We start from the raw sequence: 16,746 nt of genomic DNA, 5'->3' as shown, positions 1-16,746 counted from the left end.
TGGAATGGAAGGTATTAAACATATCCGAATAGATGATCGATTAATTCATGGTCAAGTTGCAACGATGTGGACAAATAAATTAGGCGTCTCAAGAATTATGGTAATTAACGATGAGGTATCAAAAAATGATATACAAAAATCGGTACTAAGAATGGCTGCTCCTTCAAATGTCAGTACGTCTTTAATTTCGAAAGATACTGCATTTAAAAATATACAAAGTGGAAAATACAAAGGACAAAGTGTCCTGATTATTGTAAAATCTCCGTTAGATTTATTAGAACTTTCCAATAGAGGAATGGATATTGGGGCAATTAACGTAGGTAATATGTCTGCTAAAGATAATACGAGAGTTATTCGTCCAAGTATTAGTGTGACGCCGGAAGAAGAAGAAGCGCTAATAGAACTAATCAATAGGAAAATTGAAGTGACGGCTATTATGACACCTGATGACTCAAAGATATTGTTGAAAGATTATTTATAAATTTAAAAATACGTACGCTGATAGTGTAGTTTTTAAAATTAATGTGGTTGTTCATACATCGGTGTTGTCTTAAATAGTATTTCTGAACGTATATCAAAAGGGTATTGTCATAAAGTGACAATACCCTTTTGATATACGTTACTCGCGTTTACGGGAGACTAAAACCAAGATGTCTTAGATATTCAATACTCAAACTAGTGTGGATTGATTCCGGTTATTATTATATTTTTCATTTTAATTTAAAATGAAAAAATTTTGTATTAATTTATGGTAATGCGTTAAGATGGCTTAAACATAGCTAAAAGTACTTTGTAAAGACTTTAATAAGTGAATAAATAATTTTCTCTCAATTATTAAGGGAGAGAATTACTTTAGGGTCAGATATCTTCCATGAATGAGAGTAGTTATTTAATATGCATTGTCTTGAGCTGGTGAATTACATTGACGTTGTGTTAAGGTAGTATTACCAAAAGCGGTATTCTTTTTAAGATAAATTAGATTATATTTGTATCTTATGTAAATATTAGTTGCGGAATTTGTTATGAGTAAACATTGATATGTTTTTGAGTCATCACTATACTAGTGAGATAAATATGATTGTTCAGGATATTAATAATACGTGAGGAAGTAATTAAAGTGGAAAAAGTGACATTGCGAGGGGATAATTCAAAATTAGTTTTACAGCAAATTTTTAATAATGAAAATATTTCTAGGGCGCAAATATCAAAAAACTTGAATTTAAATAAGGCAACAGTATCAAGTATTTTTAATGAATTGGAAGAACAACAACTCGTTAAGAAACATGGCGAAGGTGACAGTACTAAAATAGGTGGCCGGAAACCAATAATGTTAAATATAAATCAGGATTATGGATACACGATTGCGCTTGATATGGGTTACGATTATTTGGATGTCATGTTAAATCATTTTAATGGAAAAATGATTTCTTATAATCGTTATCAATTAAAGGTTAACGATTTCACGAATGTTTTAAGTATTATTAATGAAAAAATTAATTTTTCTGATAAGAAAGAAACGTTACATGGACTTTTGGGTATTGGAATATCAGTTCATGGGGTTGTCGATAATAATTATGAAATTACTTATTTACCATTTTTAGATTTGCAGGGTATGTCAGTCATTGAAGAACTTAAAAAAATAGTAGACGTTCCGATTAGTATAGAAAACGAAGCCAATTTAGCGGCCATTTTTGAACGTGATTTTGGTGATAAGGTGATCAGTAATTTAATTACAATCAGTATTCATAAAGGAATCGGTGCGGGATTAATTATTGATAATGAGCTTTACCGAGGGTGGAGTGGTGAGGCGGGAGAAATCGGAAGAATGTTAATACATTCTGAAAATGAAATAGCGGGAAGTACATATCGGATTGAAGATGTGTGCTCGCAAGATGCAATTATCAATAAGCTGAAAATTAGGTTGAAAAAAGAAATTGAATTGGATGACGTACAGAAATTGTATTACCAAAATAACGTCGTTGTGAAAAAGGAAATTGATTATTTTGTGCATTTAATAACAGAGGTCGTACACAACGTTAATGTTGAATTTAATCCGGAGATTATTTATTTGAATTCACCATTAATTGAAAAGATACCGATAATTATTGATCAAATTAATGCTGAATTAAAAGTAGTTTCAAGCAAAAAAGTAATAGTCAAATTATCAAGTAATGTTGAGTTATCAACGTTACTTGGAGCCATGTCTGCTATTACACACCGAGTGCTAGATATGGGGAAAATAAAAATTAAGTTTTAATTGAATTACGATAATTTTAAAAAGGCAGGGCCAATAGGGCACCTACCTTTTTTTGACGAGAAAAATAGAAGTTATCAAGAAAGCGCTTGCTAAATAAATGGACGCGTATTATAATAAGTTTGTAAACAAAACTAACTAACTAAAAAGGGGAATATATTATGTCATTATTCGAACAAGAAAAATTAACTTACGTTGGAAATACGAAAGACTTACAGGCAGGTAATGGATTTCATTACTATAATGCTGACGAAATCGTTAATGGTAAAAAAATGAGCGAATGGCTAAAATTCTCAGTGGCTTTCTGGCATACAATGGACCAACGACTAACTGATCCATTTGGAGATGGTACTGCTCAACGTCCTTGGGATACAATTGAAGACCCAATGAAACAAGCTATCGCTAAAGTCGATTATTTGTTCGAATTTCTTGATAAAATGGGTGTTGAATACTTCGCATTCCATGATCGTGATTTAGCGCCAGAAGGGGACACGTTACGTGAAACAAACGCTAACCTTGATAAAGTAATTGACCATATCGTTGAAAAAATGGAAGAGACTGGAAAAAAAGTTCTATGGAATACATCAAGTCTTTTTACAAATTCACGTTTTGTTGCTGGTGGCGCAACTGCACCATTTGCTGATATTTTTGCTTACTCGGCAGCACAAATTAAACATTCATTGGAAATTGCTAAACGTGTTAATTCTCAATCGTATGTATTCTGGGGTGGCCGTGAAGGTTATGACTCATTATTGAATACTGATATGAAATTGGAACAAGATCATATTGCTAAATTCTTTAGATTAGCTAAGGACTACGCAAATGAAATTGGTTATACCGGACAATTCTTGCTTGAACCTAAACCAATGGAACCATCGACACATCAATATGATACTGACGCTGCAACAACTATCGCGTTCTTAAAAACATACGGTTTAGAAAATGACTTCAAACTTAACCTTGAAGGAAACCATGCTTACTTAGCCGGTCACACTTACGAACATGAAGTTCGCGTTGCTCGCGATGCTAACTTATTAGGTTCATTAGATGCTAACATGGGTGATAAATTAGTTGGTTGGGATATTGATGAATTTCCAAATGATATTTACGAAGCAACATTAGTGATGTATGAAATGTTGAAAAATGGTGGGTTACCAACAGGTGGATTGAACTTTGATGCTAAACCTCGTCGTCAATCATTTGAAATGCAAGATTTATTCTTATCACACATGGTTGGTATGGATACTTATGCTGCCGGTTTACGGGTTGCTACTAAATTAATTGAAGATCGTGTATTCGATAAAGTTTTAGATGATCGCTACAGTTCATTTAAATCAGGAATTGGTGCAGATTTTGAAGCAGGAAAAGTAAGTTTCAAAGAATTTGAAGATTATATTATTGATAAACCACAAGCAGAACTTATTGCTTCAACAAAATCAGGTCATTTGGAACAATTAAAATCAACATTAAATAATTACATTTATTCAGTTTTAGGTAAATAGCGAAAAAGATAAAAGAGCAGTGGAGTGAATTCCGATGCTCTTTTATTTTCTAAAATGGCTAAAATAAAATTTAGAAAGAAGCGAATGAAATGGGAGTTGTATTAGGAGTTGATTTAGGGACGAGTGCCGTTAAAGTATCAGTTGTGGACCGAAAAGGAACGATTATTGCCCAGGAAGGATACGATTATCCTTTATCACGGCTTAAACCGGGATATAGTGAACAAAATCCTGAAGATTGGGTTACAGCAACTACGGTCGCAATTGCGCGTTTGATTTTAAATGATCACATTAAACCCGAAGATATCGAAGGGATTAGTTACTCCGGTCAAATGCATGGACTTGTCTTATTGGACGAAAATAATCAAGTTCTGCGTCCCGCAATTCTATGGAACGATACGCGAACAACTGCGCAACGTAAGGAAATTCTTGATGTGATGGGACAAGAATTTATTGATATTACTCGGAATGTTCCATTAGAAGGATTCACATTGCCTAAACTATTGTGGGTTAAAGAAAATGAACCTAAAATTTATGCAAAAGTAAAGACATTCCTGTTACCAAAGGATTACCTGCGTTATCGGATGACTGGTAATTTGGCAATGGAGTATTCAGATGCGGCGGGTACGGTCATGTTAGATGAAGCCAATAAAACTTGGAGTAAGGAGGTTGCTGAAAAATTTGATCTGCCATTGTCTATTTTCCCCGACTTAATTGAATCAATTGAACTAGCAGGTAATATTAGTGATTCTTATTCGGCATTTTCAGGATTGACCACTGATACTAAAGTTTTTGGTGGCGCAGCGGATAATGCGGCTGGCGCAATTGGCGCAGGAATTTTATACCCTAACATGGTTATGTCATCAATTGGGACCTCGGGAGTTGTGTTGAAATATGAAGATTCGGCCGATGTGAATTATAATGGTAAATTGCACTTTTTCAATCATGCCATCCCAAATAAATATTACACAATGGGCGTGACATTAGCGGCCGGATATAGTCTATCTTGGTTCAAGAAAACCTTTGCCGAAGACGCAGACTTTTCAACGTTTGTTTCAGATGCAGATAAATCGACGGTTGGGGCTAATGGATTGTTATTTACGCCTTATATCGTTGGGGAACGAACACCGCATCCAGATAGTGATATTCGTGGAAGTTTCATCGGAATTGATGGAACTCATACAAAAAATGATTTTACGAGAGCCGTTTTGGAAGGTATTGTTTTCTCGTTTGAAGATATTATGACAATTTTTAATGCACAGGGAAATGATTTTGATACCGTTGTTTCAATTGGTGGTGGGGCTAAAAGTCCCGTATGGCTACAGATTCAGGCGGATATTTTTAATAAAAAAGTGGTTTCATTGGTTAACGAGCAAGGGCCAGGTATGGGCGCCGCAATGATTGCCGCAACAGGTGCCGGGTGGTTTGACAGCCTACAGGATACGGCTAAAGAATTCGTGAGTTATGGTAAAGAATACTTACCTAATCCTGAAAATGTTAAAAAATATCAAAAATTATATCAACTTTATACAAAGGTTTACCAACAAACGGCTGAAATTAGTCACGGGTTAATGAATTATAGACGTAATGAGAGTTAAATTTAAATAAGATAAGACAATCGACTGATTAATCAGTAAATTGTCTTATTTTTATAAGTTAACGGCACAAAATCAATCATTATTTGGGTTCAAATAACCACTCGTGAAATGGATTACTGCCGCAAAAACATGTTCTTCATAAATATCCATATTTATGATTGTAAACGCTTGCTAGAAGCTAGATACAATGCTATGCTTTAGGTGCGTTAAATCGGGTACAATATAAAGGGGCGGTTAATATGGCAGAATACATTGCAAGTGATTTAGAAAAAGATATCACAATTATTAATACTTTTGATTTGGAAACAGATGCGGAAAAGGTTATCCCAAAGGGTGGATTTGGTTATATTTCTAGCGGGGCTGGAGATTTATATACCTTAGAAGAAAATATTAGATCATTTAATCATAAATTAATTAAACCACGGGTGTTACAAGAAATCGATAACCCGGATACAAAAACAAGTATTTTTGGGGATGAAATCACATCGCCTATCATTATGGCACCAGTTGCTGCTCATGGACTAGCTCATGTTAAAGGCGAAATTGACAGCGCAAAAGGTGTCTCAGATTATGGGTCAATTTATACAGCAAGTTCATTTGCGACAAAATCATTCAAAGAAATGTCGGATCAAGCAAATGGACAACCACAATGGTTCCAATTCTATATGAGTAAAGATGACGGTATTAACCGTAATATCATGGATGAAGCAAAGGCTAATGGTGTAAAAGCAATTGTTTTAACTGCCGATGCAACTGTTGGTGGTAACCGTGAAACGGATAAACGTAATGGGTTTACTTTCCCATTAGGAATGCCAATTGTTCAGGCCTACCAAAGTGGTGTTGGTCAAACAATGGATGCCGTTTATAAATCAGCGAAACAACGTCTAAGTCCAAAAGATATTGAATTCTTAGCAGAATATTCAGGATTACCTGTCTTTGTTAAAGGTGTTCAAGATGGTGAGGATGCAAGCGTTGCAATTAATTCTGGTGCCGGTGGTATTTGGGTATCAAACCATGGTGGTCGTCAAATTGATGGTGGAATTGCTGCTTTTGATGCACTACAGGGTGTTGCGGAGACTGTTAATAAACGTGTCCCAGTAGTTTTTGATAGTGGTGTTCGACGTGGGACTCATGTTTATAAGGCTTTAGCAAGTGGTGCAGACTTGGTTGCAATTGGTCGTCCAGTTGTTTACGGATTAGCACTTGGTGGACATCAAGGTGTTCAAAATGTCTTTAATTATTTCCAACATGAATTAGAATTAACGATGCAATTAACGGGGACGCATAATATTGATGAAATTAAACGGACCAAATTAGTTGATAATCCTTACGGAAACTAATATATTGTAAATTGATAAAGTTATTTTTTAGAAAACGTAAAAATGAATTGAGGATAGTATTTTGAATAAAGCGAGAATTGAGGCGTTTACGGATGCTGTAATTGCTATTTTATTGACGATTATGGTACTGGAGTTTGCCGTGCCTGAAACCCCTAAATTAAGTGAACTAATTAAAATTATTCCATATTTTTTCTCATATGCGACTAGTTTTTTGTTCATGGGAGTTGGTTGGTTTAGTCATCATTTTATGTTCAGTTTAACAAAACGTGTAACAAAAAAAATCTATTGGTTGAATAATTTTTGGATTTTCTCAATGTCTTTCATACCTGTTTCAACAGCTTGGACCGGACGATTTATGTTTGATAAAGTACCGGAATATGCTTACTTTGCGGTATGTTGTTTTTGGAGCTTTACCTGGATTTTATTGGCACGCGAAATAAAAGCTGTTAATGAAGAGAAACATCCAGAAGTTAGCCACAAAATTGATCGTATGATTACTTATGTTATTTTGACTAGTTGGTATTATCCAGTATTGATTGGGTTCGTACTTGTAAGTATTTACTACTTCCCTCCTACGGCGATGATTGCACAACTAATTATGTTAAGTGTCATGGCTATTAATACAAGAAAAGATGGCGACAAAGTTTTTAATGAAAAATAGAACTGTTAATGGGTTGTTAAGACCTTTTAGCAGTTTTTATTTTACGTAAATTATTAAAACACGAACAATTATTTTGTTAATATAAAAAAAGTGCGCCTTTACTATTGATTTTTAATTTAAATCGCGTAATATAATGCGTATAATACAAAAAAGAAAAACGGGGAGATTATATCGCATGGATGACGCAGAGAAAAAGATAGGATTTTTTGAACGATTTTTTCATATTAATGAATTAGGGTCAACCGTTAAGCGTGAATCGATGGCTGGATTAACAACATTTGTATCAATGGCCTATATTTTATTTGTAAATCCGCAGGTATTGGGAGCGGCTGGTATGGATAAAGGGGCAGTCTTTACGGCAACAGCGATATCCGCCGCATTTGGTTGTTTCTTGATGGCGTTTTTAGCAAATTACCCAATCGCAATTGCGCCCGGTTTGGGTGATAACGCGTTCTTTACTTATTCAGTTGTTATTGGAATGGGTATCCCATGGCAAACGGCGATGGCTGGTGTTGTGATTTCATCAATTATTTTTATGGTTATTACCCTGTTTAAAATTCGTGAAATTGTGATAGACGCAATCCCACATGACTTGAAATTAGCGATGGCCGCAGGTATTGGCTTATTCATCGCCTTTGTTGGATTGCAAGAAGGTGGATTGATCGTTGGAGACAAATCAACCTTAGTTGCAATTGGTTCATTGACTGTCCCAACAACTTGGTTAACTGTTTTCGGACTTGTTGTGATTGTTGTTTTGATGGCAAAAAAAGTTCCCGGTTCAATTTTCATTGGAATGATTGCGACGACTGCTCTAGGTCTTGTTATGGGCCTCATTAAATTACCAACACAGATTGTATCTTCTGTTCCAAGTATGGCACCAACATTTGGGGTGGGAGTTGAAAATTTACATAAAATAGATTCACTTCAACTTTGGTCAGTTGTTCTAATTTTCTTAATGGTTGCCTTTTTTGATACAGCGGGAACGTTAATTGGATTGGCAACTCAAGCCGGATTTATGAAAGACAATAAGATGCCAAGAGTTGGTCAGGCTTTATTGGCGGATTCAGCCTCAATGATGGCCGGATCTGTTTTAGGAACCACACCAACTGCTGCTTATGTTGAATCGTCTGCCGGAATTGCCGTTGGTGGGCGAACTGGATTGACGTCATTAGTTGTTGGTGCAATGTTCGTACTGAGCTTATTCTTCTCACCCCTTTTAACGGTTGTGACCTCACAAGTTACAGCGCCCGTTTTAATTGTCGTGGGTATCTTAATGGCACAATCATTAAAAGGAATCGATTGGAGTCGTTTTGAAGTAGCTGTACCAGCATTCTTAATGGTTGTGGGAATGCCTTTAACTTATAATATTTCGTACGGTATTGCTTTTGGGTTCATCTTATATCCTGTCACAATGATTGCAGCGGGTCGTAGAAAAGAAGTTGGGCCGGTAATGTATGTACTACTTTTTGTTTTCTTATTCTTGCTTTATGTCTTAAATATTCTTCAATAATAAAAATGATAGGTGGAAAACTAAATGACACAAACGTTAGCACAATTAAAGGATTATATAAAAGCCGGAGCCGCAAAGATTTCAGCAGATTTAGTCATTGAAAATGGAACGTTAGTTAATGTTATGACAACCGAGTTCTATCAGGCAGATATTGCCATTTATAAAGAAAAAATTGTTGCTGTTGGAAATGTTGAAGCTTATATCGGTGATAAAACAAAGCACATAGATGCAACTGGAAAGTATATAACGCCGGGATTAATTGATGGGCATATTCACGTTGAGTGTAGCAAAATGAGCATGACTAGTTTTGCTAATGCGGTTGTGCCATTTGGAACGACTAGTTTGGTTTCTGGACTAGATGAAACGGTCGCGGTCGCCGGACTGGAAGGTGTGCAAGAAGTATTCAAAGAAATAGAAGGTTTGCCGCTTAATCTATTTTGGGGTGCACCTTATAAAACACCATATACGATTCCACAATCAACAATTGCTTTCAACATCGATGCGGATGTTCAAGAAACGATTCAAAAATGGACAGAGTGCTACGGTGTTTGGGAAACGGTCAGAGAAGCAATTGAAACACAAGATGAGGATACATTGAAAACTTTGGTTCACGCGCAAAATAATCACTTACCAATCTTCGGTTGTGCACCAATGGCAACCGGCGTTAAATTGAATGAATATCTGGCGAGCGGTATTCGATTGGATCACGAGAGTTATGGACATGAAGAACTTGTTGAAAAAGCTAGAAATGGGATGAATGTTTTAATCAGGGAGTCATCCGTAACACATTTCTTGGCAGAAAATATTCGCGCCGTTACTGAGGTTAATCCAGCAATAGCACGTCACGTTAGTTTTTGTACAGATGACGTGACAGCAACTGATATATTGGAAAAAGGTCATCTCGATAATCTTGTTAAATTAGCGATTCAAGCTGGCGTTGAACCAATTACAGCGATTCAAATGGCAACAATCAATAGCGCTGAGGCTTATCGAATTGATGATCAAGTGGGTTCTGTATCACCGGGACGATTAGCCGATATATTAATTGTTGATCAGCCTGGTTCATTTAATGTTGAATTAGTAATTAGTCGCGGTCAGGTTGTTGCTGAGAATAAAGAAATATTGAAACCACTAGTTGCGCCAGTTAGAAGTGACTTATTCAAAGGGAAGTTAAAGCATGAACTTACATCTGCGAATGATTTTGAGTATAAGGTGACTGAAAAGGCAGGAATGGCGACTGTTCAAACGATTAATAGTCAGGGAGCTTTCGTTCGAAAAAGAAAAGATGTGGATTTGATTATCAATGATGGCGTTGTACAACCTAGTCCGGAAAAAGATGTCGCCTTAGTTTCCGTGTTAGAGCGATTTGGTAAAAATGGTAATCAATCACTCGGATTCACATCTGGATGGGGACTTAAAAAAGGTGCGATGGCGTCGTCTTCTGCGCCTGACGATAATAATATTGTTGTCATGGGTGTAAGCGCGAATGATATGTCAATTGCTACGAACAAGTTAATTGAAGCGGGCGGCGGACAAATTGTCGTGATTGATGGCGAAGTCATTTCATTTTTGGCTTTACCAGTTGGCGGGATTATGAGTGACTTGTCACCAAGAGAAATTGAAGCGGGTGAAATTGCTTTAAGAAAAGGAACTGATTTAATGGGTAGTGAATTACCCGACCCAATGTTTTATATGTCCTTTTTACCAATTACGGCTATTCCGGATTTAGCCATTACTGATTTAGGAATGGTAGATTGTGTTGCACTGAAAATTGTTGACCCAATTATTCAGATTATGCCTCTTAAAGGATAGGAGATACGATGAAAAAGGAACGCCTAAAGAAGTTAATTGATGTCGCTGCAGGAAGACTTCCTGCTGATTTAGTCCTAACGAATGGTAAGATTATTGATGTTTATAACGCGCGTTTAATGGACGGAGATGTAGCCATTGTTGATGGCGTTATTGCGGGTATTGGTGGCCACTACAATGGTAAAACGGTTGTTGATATTCATGGACAATTTATTTCTCCAGGATTTATTGATCCACATATTCATGTGGAATCGGCTTATGTTTCTCCTGAAGAGTTTGGGCGATTGATGACGCCTCACGGGACAACGACGGTAATGGCGGATCCACATGAAATTGTTAATGTTGCTGGATTAACGGGATTAGATTATATGATTAATGCAGCTAAAGAAACCGCGTTAGACATTCAATATATGTTGCCTTCATGCGTTCCGGCAACAAAAATGGAAAATTCTGGAGCCGTTATCTCGGCCGGAGATATGATTGAGCCGCTGACAAGTGGGGAAACAAAAGGATTAGCTGAATTTATGGACTTTCCTGGAGTAATCAATACGGAAAGTGACATTCTCGATAAATTACTCGTTGCTACAAATTTAAATAAACGCATTGATGGTCACAGCCCACAAGTTTATGGAAAAGATTTAAATGCATATATTGCTGCGGGCATTCAAAATGACCATGAATGTTCAACACTTGAAGAATTGCAAGATCGTTTAAGCCGAGGGATGTATGTATTTTTACGTGAAGGTTCAGTGACGCATAATTTAAGAACCTTATTAAAAGGTGTAACGCCTAATAATTCTAGAAGAACGGTTTTGTGTGGGGATGATGTTCAGGCGAAGACAATTATTGAAAAAGGTCATCTGGATAATAGTCTGAAGATTTGTGTTGAAGAAGGCGTAGATCCATTGGTTGCAATCCAAATGGCAACCCTTAATACGGCGGAGTGCTGTGAACTTAAAGACAGAGGTGCAGTTGCACCCGGACTTAGGGCCGATTTAGCTATTATTAGTGATTTAACTGAGATGACAGTTTCGAGCGTCTACATTGCTGGTGAAAAAGTTGCCGAAGCGGGCTCTTATTTATTGGAAACCAAAAGTTACCCTATCGACAGTGTTCAGTCATCAGTCCATTTAGCTAATTTCAGCCAAGATAAATTAGTTCTACCATTAACAAGCAATCGAGTACATGCAATTGAAGTTATTCCTAATGAAGCAATAACATTAGATAGAGAAATCGATGTTAATCGTGATGCCGCGGGTAACTTTGTTTACGATTCAAGCATTCCCGTTGCCAAGATTTCGGTAATTGAACGTCACCATGAAACCGGGAATGTTTTTACTGGTGTGCTGAAAGATTATGGAATCAAAGAAGGCGCAATCGCAATTTCGATTGCACATGATTCACATAATTTAATTACGGCTGGAACTAACGATCAAGATATGGCTTTAGCTGTTACTGCATTAAAAGATATTCAAGGTGGGATGGTCTTAACGAAAAATAATCAGGTCTTAATGTCAATTCCGTTACCAATTGGCGGGCTAATGAGTGATCAATCCGGAGAATGGGTAACGGCACAACTTGAAAAATTCAATGAAGTAGCCTATAAAGAACTGGGAATTAATCATAATGTTGATCCCGTAATGACTTTAAGCTTTATGTCATTGGCCGTAATTCCGGAACTTAAAATTACTGATATGGGATTAGTTAATGTCAGTCGATTTGAATTTGAAGACGTGAGTGTATAAGACTGTTAAATCAGTCATAAACGTTCATATCCGGTCAAAAATAAGTATTAATTATTTTTATTTAAAAAATGAAAGTTTTATCTGATGATTAAATGTGCTAAACTATATCTGTATTAAAAAATGCAATACAAATGTATTGTAATTTATCTAGGAGGACTTTAAATGTCATTAGTAAATGGTAAAAGTATGTTAGACGCTGCACGTGCTGGTAGTTATGCTATTGGTGCTTTTAACACAAACAACTTGGAATGGACTCGCGGTATTCTTGCTGCTGCCCAAGAAAAAGGTGTTCCTGTTTTAATCCAAACTTCAATGGGTGCTGCAAAATATATGGGTGGATACGAATTATGTTTACACCTTGTTCAAGATACTGTTAAATCAATGGGTATTACTGTTCCCGTTGTTATGCATTTAGATCATGGTAACTATGAAGCAGCTAAAGAATGTATCGAAGTTGGATACAACTCAGTTATGTTTGATGGCCATGACTTACCATTTGCAGAAAACTTAGAAAAAACAAAAGAAATCGTTGCTTTAGCTCATGCTAAAGGTATCTCAGTTGAAGCCGAAGTTGGTTCAATTGGTGGAGAAGAAGATGGTATCGTCGGAGCTGGTGAATTAGCTGATGTTGAAGAAGCTAAAACACTTGCTGCTACTGGTATTGATTACTTGGCTTGTGGAATTGGTAACATTCATGGCCAATACCCAGCTAACTGGACTGGTTTGAACCTTGACCGTTTATCAGAATTAGCTGCTGTAATCAAAACACCACTTGTATTACATGGTGGTTCAGGTATTCCTAAAGACCAAATCCAAAAAGCTGTTAAAATGGGTATCTCAAAAGTTAACGTTAACACTGAATGTCAATTAGTATTTGCTGCTGCAACTCGCAAATATATTGAAGAAGGAAAAGACCAAGAAGGTAAAGGTTTTGACCCTCGTAAATTATTCGCACCAGGTACAAAAGCAATTACTGAACTTGTTGAAGATCGTATTGAATGGTTCGGTACAGAAGCAGCTAAATAATTTATTTAGTTCTGCTAAAAAAGAGTTTTCAAAATCATTTTGATTTTGAGAGCTCTTTTTTTGTGCAAAATTGAATATCGGTTAGTAAGAGATAAATAAAAAGACGATTTAAGTGGCTGTTTGTAACCGTTTGCAATATAATGAAGGGGTACATAATACGGGTAAAGAAAGGGATATTATGAAAAAAATAATTAACGATCCTAAAAACGTTGTAAACGAAATGGTCAGCGGACTGGTTAGAGCCTATCCACAATATTTACAAAAAATTGAGGGCACGGAAGCAATGGTTAGAAGTAATGAAGCTTCTATGGTTGATAAAGTGGGGATAATTAGTGGTGGCGGAAGTGGACATGAACCTGCTCATGCTGGTTTTGTTGGTCCCGGTATGTTGTCAGGTGCCGTTGCCGGACAGGTATTTACTTCGCCTACGCCGGATCAGATTTATGAAGCAATCAAAGCAGCTAATCATGGAAAAGGTGTCTTTTGTGTTGTGAAAAACTATTCTGGAGATATTATGAACTTTGATATGGCTAAGGAATTAGCTGAAATCGACGATATTGAAGTGAAGATGGTTGTTGTTGACGATGATATTGCAGTGGAAGACAGTCTATATACGCAAGGTAAACGTGGTGTTGCGGGAACGATTTTTATGCATAAAATAGTTGGTGCCGCAGCAGATCAAGGTGCAACATTAGCAGAAATCGATGCGCTTGCTCAAAAAGTAATGCCAAATATTAAGACAATTGCAGTTGCGTTAAGTGGTGCAACTGTTCCGGAGGTTGGCAAACCAGGTTTTGAACTTGCTGATGATGAAATAGAGTACGGTGTGGGAATTCATGGTGAACCCGGATATCGCCGTGAAAAATTAAAACCATCTAAAGAACTAGTACAAGAACTATTGAGTAAGTTAAAAGATGTATTTGATATGAAACCTAATGACAAGTATGCAGTTTTGGTAAATGGTATGGGAGCAACACCATTGATGGAACAGTACGTTTTTATGAACGACACGCTTGATCAATTAGCTGATGAAAACGTCGAGGTAGCCTTTACTAAAGTGGGTAACTATATGACGTCATTAGAGATGGCCGGAATTTCTTTAACCTTATTTAAAATTGAAGATGATGAATGGTTATCATATTTAAATTATGCAGTAGACACAATCGCTTGGTAAGAAAGAGGTTATAAAATGTTAACAATTGAAAATACGATGAAATGGTTTCAACTTTTCTCTGATAAAATTATTGAAAATAAAGATTACTTGAGTGAATTAGATACGCCAATTGGCGATGGTGACCACGGGAATAATATGGCACGGGGCGCCGAAGCAATTCAAGAATTATTGAAAAATCAACAGTTTGATACGTTATCAGATTTATTTAAGAATGTGGCTATGGCATTTATTAAATCAGTTGGTGGTGCTTCTGGTCCACTTTATGGAACGGCTTTTATTGAGATGTCTAAAACAAGTAAAGAAACAAGTAATCCCACTGAATTAGTTGCAACTGGTTTGGATGGCATCAAGCGGCGTGGTGCTTCAGATGTTGGTGCTAAAACAATGATTGACGTTTGGGCACCCGTTCTTGAAGAGTTAAAGGCAGGTCAATTAACTATTGAAAAAATTAACGCAGATGTTGAAGCAACCAAGGCACTTGTTGCAACAAAAGGACGTGCTTCATATCTTGGGGAACGGTCTATTGGGCATATTGATCCGGGTTCAATGTCGAGCGGTTATTTATTTGAGACATTATTGGAAACGGGGGCGTTAGAATGACATATGGTATTGTAATTGTGTCGCATGTTCCCGAAATTGCAGTAGGTGTTAAGCGCTTATTGGACCAAGTTGCAGCAGATGTGTCAATTACGATTGCTGGTGGAACTGATGATAATGGGGTTGGAACGTCGTTTAATAAAATTCAAGCCGCCTTCGATAACAATGAAGCCGATGAACTGTTAGCTTTTTACGATTTGGGCAGCGCAAAAATGAATTTAAATATGGTAATGGAATTTTCAGATAAAACAGTCCATTTATATGACACAGCGCTAGTTGAAAGTGCTTATACTGCGGCGTCTTTGGTAGCAGCAGATGTTAAGTTAACAGATATTGAAAAGCAATTAGACGAATTGAAAATTAAATAAGTACCAAAAAAATAACGCCAATCAATTAAGATTGACGTTATTTTAGTTGGTCTATAGCGTTAAAGCAATGGCAATGAATGCTAGAAGTGCGGGTAACCCCTGAACTAAAATAATTTTTTTAGCGGCCGTTAAACTGCCAAAAACGGCGGCAATAAAAACAAAACCGGTAAAAAGCAATAACATTGATTTGAGTGCGGCACCAGACAATATTAATAACACAATCATTAAACCAATACTAATAAAACCGTTATACAGTCCCTGATTAGCCATTAATGATTTGGCTTCTTTTTGGTTTAAAAACTCTGGTTTTAGTTCAAAAGCATTTTGAGCGGTTGAAGTAGTTGAGAAAAACATCTCAAGAATCATAATAAATAGGTGTTCAAGTGCAACAATCCAAGATAATATAAGTGCAATTAACATAAAAATCTCCCCTTAATAGTTGTGAACATAGTATAACGTAATGGTATTGATACTACAATTAATCAATATAATCGCTTACAATGAGAATATTTTAATATTCAAAAAAAAGACTTATGACGGCGACTAAATATGTGTAACATAATCTCTATTAATACTATTAAGGAGAATTAATTATGCCAACAAATGCAAAAGAGGGAATTATTTTTACAACGTTAATGTGCTCAATGATGGTTTTTGTAATGAGTGCGTACAATTTATTATTAGTCGGGAAACTAGGGGTTACAACATTGTTACTTGGATTTATTCCAGGGTTTATTGTTGCTTTCATTTTAGATGTATTAGTTGTCGGTAAAATTGCGATGGCGATTGCTGATAAATTGCCCCTAAATCATGACAAAATGTGGCAAATGATTCTTGCAATCTCAGGAATGATGATTTGCGGGATGGTTGCCTTTATGTCACTTTATGGATTACTCATTGAAGGTGGTATGCCGACCCATTTCTGGCCTGCATATTTATCTACTATTGGACATAATATTATTGTTGCGGTGCCTTTACAATTAATCATTGTAGGCCCAATTTCAAGAAAAATATTGAGTATGATTCATGCAAGTGATGAAGCGAAAAAAACGGTTTAACTAGAAATACAGACTATTATCCGAAGGATTTACCTGAAAAAAGGTAAATCCTTTTTTATTAAAGGGTTGTATTGGAATGAAATTGTAAGAAAGCGTTATAATGTAGT

Annotated in this window: 15 protein-coding genes; 14 read left to right on the top strand and 1 reads right to left on the bottom strand. The window is 36.3% G+C overall.

Annotated elements, in window-relative coordinates; translation table 11 throughout:
- The first annotated feature begins 4 nt into the window (after positions 1–4).
- From N0K73_RS00570 to dhaM, 13 genes are all read left to right on the top strand, one after another.
- A complete protein-coding gene (locus N0K73_RS00570; RefSeq protein WP_112250858.1) occupies positions 5–481 on the top strand; it encodes a PTS sugar transporter subunit IIB in 477 nt (158 codons plus the stop codon).
- Between the two features lie 636 nt (positions 482–1,117).
- Positions 1,118–2,257 carry an ROK family transcriptional regulator gene (locus N0K73_RS00565; RefSeq protein ID WP_181647407.1) on the top strand — a complete coding sequence of 380 codons (1,140 nt, stop codon included), beginning with the start codon at positions 1,118–1,120 and terminating at the stop codon, positions 2,255–2,257.
- A 158-nt stretch (positions 2,258–2,415) separates the two neighbouring features.
- On the top strand, positions 2,416–3,756 hold the full coding sequence (xylA, locus tag N0K73_RS00560; RefSeq protein ID WP_112250854.1) for a xylose isomerase: 1,341 nt from the start codon (positions 2,416–2,418) through the stop codon (positions 3,754–3,756).
- An 89-nt stretch (positions 3,757–3,845) separates the two neighbouring features.
- Positions 3,846–5,351 carry a xylulokinase gene (gene xylB / locus N0K73_RS00555; protein ID WP_112250852.1) on the top strand — a complete coding sequence of 502 codons (1,506 nt, stop codon included), beginning with the start codon at positions 3,846–3,848 and terminating at the stop codon, positions 5,349–5,351.
- A gap of 239 nt (positions 5,352–5,590) precedes the next feature.
- Positions 5,591–6,691, top strand: a complete 1,101-nt coding sequence (locus N0K73_RS00550; RefSeq protein WP_112250850.1) for an alpha-hydroxy-acid oxidizing protein — start codon at positions 5,591–5,593, stop codon at positions 6,689–6,691.
- Between the two features lie 61 nt (positions 6,692–6,752).
- Positions 6,753–7,352 carry a TMEM175 family protein gene (locus N0K73_RS00545; RefSeq protein WP_057974044.1) on the top strand — a complete coding sequence of 200 codons (600 nt, stop codon included), beginning with the start codon at positions 6,753–6,755 and terminating at the stop codon, positions 7,350–7,352.
- Between the two features lie 175 nt (positions 7,353–7,527).
- Positions 7,528–8,862, top strand: coding sequence for an NCS2 family permease (locus tag N0K73_RS00540; RefSeq protein WP_112250848.1), 1,335 nt, complete (start codon positions 7,528–7,530; stop codon positions 8,860–8,862).
- A 24-nt stretch (positions 8,863–8,886) separates the two neighbouring features.
- Complete coding sequence (locus tag N0K73_RS00535; protein ID WP_112250846.1) at positions 8,887–10,674, top strand: adenine deaminase C-terminal domain-containing protein; 1,788 nt, start codon at positions 8,887–8,889, stop codon at positions 10,672–10,674.
- Positions 10,675–10,682: 8 nt separating this feature from the next.
- The gene (gene ade, locus N0K73_RS00530) at positions 10,683–12,416 is read left to right on the top strand and encodes an adenine deaminase (protein WP_284068590.1); all 1,734 of its coding nucleotides are present in this window, start codon (positions 10,683–10,685) and stop codon (positions 12,414–12,416) included.
- A gap of 162 nt (positions 12,417–12,578) precedes the next feature.
- Positions 12,579–13,442 (top strand): class II fructose-bisphosphate aldolase, encoded by an 864-nt coding sequence (locus N0K73_RS00525; RefSeq protein WP_057974040.1) that lies wholly within the window; start codon positions 12,579–12,581, stop codon positions 13,440–13,442.
- Positions 13,443–13,620: 178 nt separating this feature from the next.
- A complete protein-coding gene (gene dhaK / locus N0K73_RS00520) occupies positions 13,621–14,616 on the top strand; it encodes a dihydroxyacetone kinase subunit DhaK (RefSeq protein ID WP_112251019.1) in 996 nt (331 codons plus the stop codon).
- Positions 14,617–14,631: 15 nt separating this feature from the next.
- Positions 14,632–15,216, top strand: a complete 585-nt coding sequence (gene dhaL, locus N0K73_RS00515) for a dihydroxyacetone kinase subunit DhaL (RefSeq protein ID WP_112250838.1) — start codon at positions 14,632–14,634, stop codon at positions 15,214–15,216.
- Positions 15,213–15,581, top strand: a complete 369-nt coding sequence (gene dhaM / locus N0K73_RS00510) for a dihydroxyacetone kinase phosphoryl donor subunit DhaM (RefSeq protein ID WP_112250835.1) — start codon at positions 15,213–15,215, stop codon at positions 15,579–15,581. Before dhaL ends, dhaM begins: the two co-directional genes overlap by 4 nt.
- Before the next feature lie 51 nt (positions 15,582–15,632).
- Here dhaM and N0K73_RS00505 read toward each other — a convergent pair whose 3' ends face one another.
- Complete coding sequence (locus N0K73_RS00505) at positions 15,633–16,001, bottom strand: DUF1304 domain-containing protein (protein ID WP_112250833.1); 369 nt, start codon at positions 15,999–16,001, stop codon at positions 15,633–15,635.
- 173 nt (positions 16,002–16,174) lie between these two features.
- On the opposite strand from N0K73_RS00505, the gene N0K73_RS00500 reads away from it, so the two are divergent.
- Complete coding sequence (locus N0K73_RS00500) at positions 16,175–16,639, top strand: DUF2798 domain-containing protein (protein WP_057974035.1); 465 nt, start codon at positions 16,175–16,177, stop codon at positions 16,637–16,639.
- Positions 16,640–16,746: the final 107 nt, after the last annotated feature.

This window comes from Dellaglioa algida (genome assembly GCF_030127605.1).
GTDB classification, from domain to species: Bacteria; Bacillota; Bacilli; order Lactobacillales; family Lactobacillaceae; genus Dellaglioa; species Dellaglioa algida.
Note: the sequence above shows the minus strand (reverse complement) of the source record. Positions and strands in the feature narration are given on the sequence as shown.

Excerpts from the sequence above, each read along its gene's own strand:
- N0K73_RS00570 (WP_112250858.1), top strand. The coding sequence starts at position 5 with ATGGAAGGTATTAAACATATCCGAATAGATGATCGATTAATTCATGGT.
- xylA (WP_112250854.1), top strand. The coding sequence starts at position 2,416 with ATGTCATTATTCGAACAAGAAAAATTAACTTACGTTGGAAATACGAAA.
- xylB (WP_112250852.1), top strand. The coding sequence starts at position 3,846 with ATGGGAGTTGTATTAGGAGTTGATTTAGGGACGAGTGCCGTTAAAGTA.
- N0K73_RS00550 (WP_112250850.1), top strand. The coding sequence starts at position 5,591 with ATGGCAGAATACATTGCAAGTGATTTAGAAAAAGATATCACAATTATT.
- N0K73_RS00540 (WP_112250848.1), top strand. The coding sequence starts at position 7,528 with ATGGATGACGCAGAGAAAAAGATAGGATTTTTTGAACGATTTTTTCAT.
- N0K73_RS00535 (WP_112250846.1), top strand. The coding sequence starts at position 8,887 with ATGACACAAACGTTAGCACAATTAAAGGATTATATAAAAGCCGGAGCC.
- ade (WP_284068590.1), top strand. The coding sequence starts at position 10,683 with ATGAAAAAGGAACGCCTAAAGAAGTTAATTGATGTCGCTGCAGGAAGA.
- N0K73_RS00525 (WP_057974040.1), top strand. The coding sequence starts at position 12,579 with ATGTCATTAGTAAATGGTAAAAGTATGTTAGACGCTGCACGTGCTGGT.
- dhaK (WP_112251019.1), top strand. The coding sequence starts at position 13,621 with ATGAAAAAAATAATTAACGATCCTAAAAACGTTGTAAACGAAATGGTC.
- dhaL (WP_112250838.1), top strand. The coding sequence starts at position 14,632 with ATGTTAACAATTGAAAATACGATGAAATGGTTTCAACTTTTCTCTGAT.
- dhaM (WP_112250835.1), top strand. The coding sequence starts at position 15,213 with ATGACATATGGTATTGTAATTGTGTCGCATGTTCCCGAAATTGCAGTA.
- N0K73_RS00505 (WP_112250833.1), bottom strand. The coding sequence starts at position 16,001 with ATGTTAATTGCACTTATATTATCTTGGATTGTTGCACTTGAACACCTA.
- N0K73_RS00500 (WP_057974035.1), top strand. The coding sequence starts at position 16,175 with ATGCCAACAAATGCAAAAGAGGGAATTATTTTTACAACGTTAATGTGC.